At 42.5% G+C, this 6,620-nt stretch carries 6 protein-coding genes and 1 pseudogene; all 7 read right to left on the bottom strand.

What is annotated here, in order from left to right; genetic code table 11:
• Positions 1-333: pseudogene (locus B4F08_RS14310) on the bottom strand (fatty acid desaturase); the annotation flags it as partial.
• 127 nt (positions 334-460) lie between these two features.
• The gene (locus B4F08_RS14305) at positions 461-1,234 is read right to left on the bottom strand and encodes a Rossmann-like and DUF2520 domain-containing protein (RefSeq protein WP_119063016.1); all 774 of its coding nucleotides are present in this window, start codon (positions 1,232-1,234) and stop codon (positions 461-463) included.
• 90 nt (positions 1,235-1,324) lie between these two features.
• Positions 1,325-2,122, bottom strand: a complete 798-nt coding sequence (locus B4F08_RS14300; RefSeq protein WP_291374921.1) for a thioesterase family protein — start codon at positions 2,120-2,122, stop codon at positions 1,325-1,327.
• A gap of 53 nt (positions 2,123-2,175) precedes the next feature.
• On the bottom strand, positions 2,176-2,850 hold the full coding sequence (locus B4F08_RS14295; RefSeq protein WP_291374919.1) for a class I SAM-dependent methyltransferase: 675 nt from the start codon (positions 2,848-2,850) through the stop codon (positions 2,176-2,178).
• 70 nt (positions 2,851-2,920) lie between these two features.
• The gene (bioB, locus tag B4F08_RS14290) at positions 2,921-3,913 is read right to left on the bottom strand and encodes a biotin synthase BioB (RefSeq protein WP_291374918.1); all 993 of its coding nucleotides are present in this window, start codon (positions 3,911-3,913) and stop codon (positions 2,921-2,923) included.
• A gap of 74 nt (positions 3,914-3,987) precedes the next feature.
• On the bottom strand, positions 3,988-5,676 hold the full coding sequence (locus B4F08_RS14285; protein ID WP_119063020.1) for an AMP-binding protein: 1,689 nt from the start codon (positions 5,674-5,676) through the stop codon (positions 3,988-3,990).
• Positions 5,677-5,777: 101 nt separating this feature from the next.
• Positions 5,778-6,407, bottom strand: a complete 630-nt coding sequence (locus B4F08_RS14280; protein WP_086207833.1) for a TetR/AcrR family transcriptional regulator — start codon at positions 6,405-6,407, stop codon at positions 5,778-5,780.
• Between the last annotated feature and the right edge of the window lie 213 nt (positions 6,408-6,620).

Genomic DNA, 6,620 nt, shown 5'->3' with positions numbered 1-6,620 from the left:
GTCCTGCATGCAATGCTGATGGTGTCGAAGATGATTAATTTGTACCGCATGCATCGAGCCGAGCATGATAATACTTAAGACAAACATGACCCAATGAGTCGCAGGTCGGCTAATGCCTAAGGCAAAATGAAAGGCATTATGCACTTGTCTCAGCCCAGTTAAGAAAAACATAAACGAGCAAAACAGCGCCAAGACATACCACTGTAAACTTGCAAAAATGAAAGAGACAATCAACCACGGTAAAGAAATAAATAACTCACTGATCACATCGGTACGGCCTAACTGAACGAGATCTTTCCACTGCACTTGTTCTAATAATGAATGTGAACGCATACGCCCTCTATTTGTTTGTATTTATTTTAAGCAACACTGTACCGAATCTTAGGGCATAAAAAAAGCCACGTTTTCAGTGGCTTTGCTTGTTCTTTGTGACTCACCTCTTCGTTTATTATATTGAATGTCAACTGTGACGTTGACTGATCTGCTGACTCATTAAGGCATACACTTCAGCAAGATCCGCACGTTGAGCTTGCGCAAGCATCTGTTGATGCATTTGTAGAATATTCTGATCCTGACGCATCGCAGGGCCAGTTTGCATCTGCTTCGGATCATTCTGTGTGGCTTTCTGCGCGGTTTCTAAAATCAAGGGGTATAGCAGACTAAAATCGACCTGCTCTGCATCCACCACTTGTTTCGCCATGTCATAGCAATAATTACTAAAATTACAAGCAAAGACAGCCGCTAAATGCAAACTTAGACGCTGCGCAGAGCTATAACTATACACGCGTTGGCTCAGGCTTTCTGCCAGAGTATGTAGTCTTTGAAGATCCGTATTTTCGGTGGCTTCTACAAACAACGGTGTATTTGACCAATCAATTTCACGTTCTAAGCTAAAGGTCTGTAAGGGATAAAAAACCCCTGCACGTGCATGTTTCATCGCCAAAACTGAAAGCGCTGTACTTCCCGAAGTATGCACAATCAACACATTCGGCAAATATTCAGTCAGTGCCGAAATCACACTCGAAATAGACTGATCACTTACCGCAATCATCACCAAATCCACATCAGTATTTAACTGCTTAAAATGACTGACCGCCTTTGCATGTGCGACTTGCGCCAAAACTGCTGCTTTGTCGAAGCTTCGGCTATAAATATTGACGATTTCATGCTGAGACATCAGGGCTTTGGCCAAATGATGAGCCACCCGCCCTGCTCCAATTAAACTGATCCGCATCTTGATTTCACTATTTTAAAGTGCCTACAGCATGCCAATAAAAAAAGGATGAAGCAATTCATCCTTTTTTATTAAATTGACACTGACCAACTAAAACTTACGCAGGGTCAAAATCTGTTCACTGCGGCCAAATGGCCCTTGCTCATCGTGCAAAACAGCACTGGTTAAACCGATACCATCATGACCATATTGCTGAGTCGCTTCCAAACCTAACCATTTCCCTTGGGGTAAACGGTATAAATGCAGTTGTAGGTCTAAATTTGGAAAGCCCCATCCAGATGCCGGATTTTGACGTGGCACAATACCATTGGCTGTATCGACCATCCCCAGTAAGCGCACAAAACTTGATGTTTCCTGAGCTTCCACCATGTCCAAATCATTATGTAACCAGACGATGCCTTTACCTGCTCGATGGCCTTCTGCCGCCCGTGTCTCAATACTTTGGATATAACCACCCGGCCAACATTTCATCCCATCCCACACTGGCAAAGTTTCAGGATGTACAATTGGTTGATCTTCCAACCCTGCAATTGCACTGGTATCTTGCTTCATCATTTTCCAAGCACGGGCCACAATACAGGTTTTCCCGTTTGCCTGCATTTCCGCCTCAATCAGTTCAATGGTTTTTCCAGCACGAATGACACGGGTATGCACCGTAAACTCACCAAAAGCGATCAGTCCAAAAATATCTAAACTCACGCGTCCAATGCGCATCTCATCGCGTGGTTGAAACTGCTCTAACTCTGTACACAAAACCCCCGTTGCAGGTGCCATGTGCTGTTCATGCGGGTTCCATGCGCCTTGTGCATGAATATTGGAAAGATAAGACGCTGTACAGCTCCCATCACTGTGCTGTTCACGATTTAAAAGTTGATAATAGGCTGCCATGTGTATTCCTTCATTCTTATCTTTAAAATGTATCTTTTCACTGCTATTGGTTCTTACTTTTGTGCAAAAAAACCATAATAATTCAACAGTTGACTATAAGTTCGTACTTCATGAAATCCAACTTTAGTCAGAAGCTCTCGCATCTGGTTGGCAGATATCAGATAAAAATCTTGTTGCAGGCGCCCAATCATTTTTTCACTCTGCACCACCGTCAAACCATTGCTCTGACATAGTGTTTGTAAAACCTTGAGCTCACTGTCATTACTAGAGCTCATCAGGTCATAGCTGAGTAAAATCGCTTGTGTTTTAAGACAACGGAAAATGTCGGCAAAGAAAAATGGCTTTGCTTCAAGTGGAATAAAATGCGCCACCAATATAGCTAAAGCGGCATCAAACTGTGCACTTTCCTGTAATGCCGTGGTATCACCATGGACAAATCGAACCCGCGTTAAATCACAATTGGTCGCGCTCAATAACTGCTGTGCTTTTTCAATCATGGTCAAAGATGGGTCGACAGCGGTAAAACTCCACGTCGGATGCTGCGCCAACAAATATGAAAGCTCATAGCCTGTGCCACAGCCCACAATTAATACATGCGCATGTTCTGGTAAATGTGTTTTTAAAATGGCTTGAATTTGCAAATGAACCAACTCATACCCTGGAATGAGCTTACGAATGTGTTCATCATAACCATCCACTACAGTTTGACTCTGAAAGTCTTTCGCCATTTTATTCTTCACTCATCTACTTTTAATCGTCGCCCTAAATCTACACTTTCATGACCGCATGTTCTAGCACTTAAGCCACAGCCATAGCATCGACCGTTAACTCAGCAAGTTGAGGCTTGGCTTTTTCCGCATGTAGACCCAGTTTTTGAAAGAGTTGTTGGTCCTGGCCTTGCGCTATATTTGGCGTAGTCAGCAATTTTTCACCCGAAAACAGTGAATTTGCACCTGCCATAAAAGCCAAAGCTTGATCGGCATCGGACAACGATTCACGTCCCGCGGAAAGACGAATATAGCTTTTTGGCATAATGATGCGTGCTACCGCAATAGTACGAATCCACTCGGTTACATCCAACTTTTCAACTTCTGCCAAAGGTGTACCTTGCATGGGAACCAACATGTTGATCGGTACAGATTCAGGATGGATTGGTAAAGTCGCCAATTCAAACAATAAGCCAATTCGATCTTTGGTCTCTTCGCCTAGGCCAACAATCCCGCCACTACACACTTTTAAGCCTGCCTCTCGAACATGACTTAAGGTATCTAAACGGTCATCAAAACTTCGGGTACTAATCACATTTGGGTAGTACTCACGCGACGTGTCTAAGTTATGGTTGTAATAATCGAGTCCTGCACCCTTTAACCGTTCGGCTTGAGAGGCATTCAGCATGCCTAGCGTCATACAGGTTTCTAAACCCAGTGCTTTGACTTCACGCACCATATCCAAAACATAAGGCATATCTCGCTCATGTGGATTTCGCCATGCTGCGCCCATACAAAACCGTGTAGAACCAGAGGCCTTCGCCTGCTGTGCTTCGCTAATCACTTTTTCAACCGCAATTCTTTTTTCAGCTTCAAGCTTTGAGTCATAGCGCGCAGACTGTGAACAGTATTTGCAGTCTTCATGGCATTTTCCTGTTTTGATCGACAGTAAAGTACTGACTTGAATCGCATTCGCTTCAAAGTACTGACGATGAATTTGCTGTGCTTGAAAGACCAAATCTAAAAAAGGCTGTTGGTAGAGTGCTTGTATTTCAGCGCGAGTCCAATCATTTCTCAGGTGCATATGCTATTCCTTTTGCTTTTCACTTCGGACTTTCCTTTGGCTTCAAACCAGCAAAGAAAAGTCCGTCTTCAACCTTATGCGATTTCTTTCAAATCCAGTTCATTACGCATAAATTCCTGCAATTTAAACTTCTGCGCTTTGCCTGACGCCGTCATTGGGAACTCATTAAAGAACCGTACATAACGTGGAACTTTATTGTGTGAAATATGTTCCGCACAGTACTGACGGATCGACTCTTCAGTAATGTCATGATGCTCATGTAAAATAATACAAGCACATAACTCTTCACCATAACGTGCATCTGGTAAACCAATGACTTGAACATCGCTGACATCAGGATGGGTATATAAAAAGTCTTCGATTTCTTTCGGGAATAAGTTTTCTCCGCCTCGAATAACGACATCTTTAATTCGGCCTTTAATTTTCACAAAGCCTGCTTCGTCCATTTCTGCGATGTCGCCCGTATGCATCCAACGTGCTGAATCAATCACTTCTTGAGACTTTTCATGGTCTTCCCAATACCCCAACATTACCGAATAGCCACGTACACACAGTTCACCCAACTGACCACGTGGTACAACTTTGCCTTGTTCATCTACAATTTTAATTTCAAGATGCGGATGAACACGCCCCACAGTTCCGACCCTTTGTTCAACTGAATCCGAGGTTGAACTTTGTGCGCTGACCGGTGCCGTTTCAGTCATACCATAGCAAATGGTAATTTCGGACATATGCATCCGATCAATAACACGTTGCATAATTTCACGTGGACAAGGACTGCCCGCCATAATGCCTGTACGTAAACTGGAAAGATCAAAATCATCGAACTGTTCATGCTCTAAAATAGCAATGAACATGGTCGGTACACCGTATGCAGCCGTACATTTTTCCTGCTGAATGGCTTTTAAGGTTTCTAAAGGATTGAACACCGCCGATGGATAGACCATGGTTGAACCATGCGTAATGCAGGCCAAATTACCCATCACCATACCGAAACAGTGAAACAGTGGTACAGAAATACAAACACGATCGGCAGGACTTAAGTGAATGGCTTCACCAACAAAATAACCATTATTTAAAATATTATTATGTGTCAGCATTGTGCCTTTCGGGTTACCCGTAGTGCCCGAAGTAAACTGGATATTGATGGTTTCATCAAACTGCGACTCGCTTGCAACGAGCTCTAATTGATTGAGCTGTCGCTTACTGGGGGGAGAGAGTAAGTCGCTAAAACGATGCAAACCCGTATGTTCTTCTTCATCAATTTTAATAATATATTTCAAATGTGGCAGTCGTTCCGCCTTGAGCACTTTATTTTCAGCCCCTTTAATTTCAGGGGCAATTTTCATTAAAATATCTTGGTAATTTGTGCTTTTAAATTGAGATGCAATGACCAAGCCCTTACAAGAGACTTTATTCAACACATATTCGAGTTCACTACTCTTATAGGCTGTGTTCAAGTTGACTAAAATGATGCCCGCTTTAAACGCAGCAAACTGGGTAATCGTCCATTCCACACAGTTCGGTGACCAAATCGCAAGTCGATCACCTTTTTTCAAGCCCAGTTTCAGTAAACTACAGGCAAATGCATTGACCTGCGTTTGTAATTCCTTATACGTGAGTCTGACATTTTGATGCAGACTGACAACAGCATCTTGTTCCGCATACTGCTGACAAGCCTGATCAAATTTCTCACCAATCGTCATCCCTAATAGGGGCTGACTGCTCGTTCCATAGGCATAACTTAACCGTTCTTGTGTCATCGAATCGTTCTCCTTGATTCATTATCATCTTGTTATTCAACTTATTTGTTCTATGACCACTTCCTTTGAAAACGCCAAGCCTTTGTGCTTTATTCCTTGGGCTATTTTTCCTCCTGAACCTGAACTGCATTGACACAAAATTCGGCAATTTGTTTCACAAAGTAGTCTTTATGGTTTTGCTCAAACATTACACCTCGAGATGGATTTAAAGGCTCTATCACCACAAAAGTCATGGCACCGACCACACAAAGTGCTGCGGTATTTAAGTCTTCAAAACCGAACTCGCCGTTAATTTTCCCTGCGGCCAGTATCTCTTTCATGCTCTGTTTAATCAGTTGTTTACTGCGAAAACGCTCATGTTCTAATTCAGCATCAACTGGTTCAAACATGAGTGAATACGCAAGTTGGGGGCTATTCATGGCACGCTTCACAAACGTGGTCACCGCTTTGTCTAATTTCTGTTTTGACGTCAGCTCATCACTTTCAGCAATGTGGTTCAAAATTTTCACCTCATGCTGAATGGCCTCCGAAAGAACCTCAATTAACACTTGGCTTTTGTTATCGAAGTAACGATATACCAAACCACTGGAAACACCTGCACGTTCAGCAATCGCTTGAATTTGTGCGTCCTTAATTCCCCCTTGAGCAATAAGTTCACGAGCGGATTGCAAAATCGCTTGGCGATTTTGTTCCATTCGTTCTTGCATCAACGATGATCTTTTATAACTCATAATTCTATTCTCAACCAGATAAAATGAATTGTAAATCAATTTGTGAATTTTAGTTCACTTTTTTAAAAATTCGATGTATTGTAAAAATCAAGCACAACAAAAATGCTTTATCAGGAACAACAAATACAATCATAGGATGAATGAAGAAATGACCTTCCAAAGCTTAACTTTCGGTTTAGATGAAACACTCATTGCACTGCGTGATTCCGTTGC

Origin of the sequence: Acinetobacter sp. UBA6720 (assembly GCF_002454215.1) — a bacterium.
Taxonomy (GTDB): domain Bacteria; phylum Pseudomonadota; class Gammaproteobacteria; order Pseudomonadales; family Moraxellaceae; genus Acinetobacter.
Note: the sequence above shows the minus strand (reverse complement) of the source record. Positions and strands in the feature narration are given on the sequence as shown.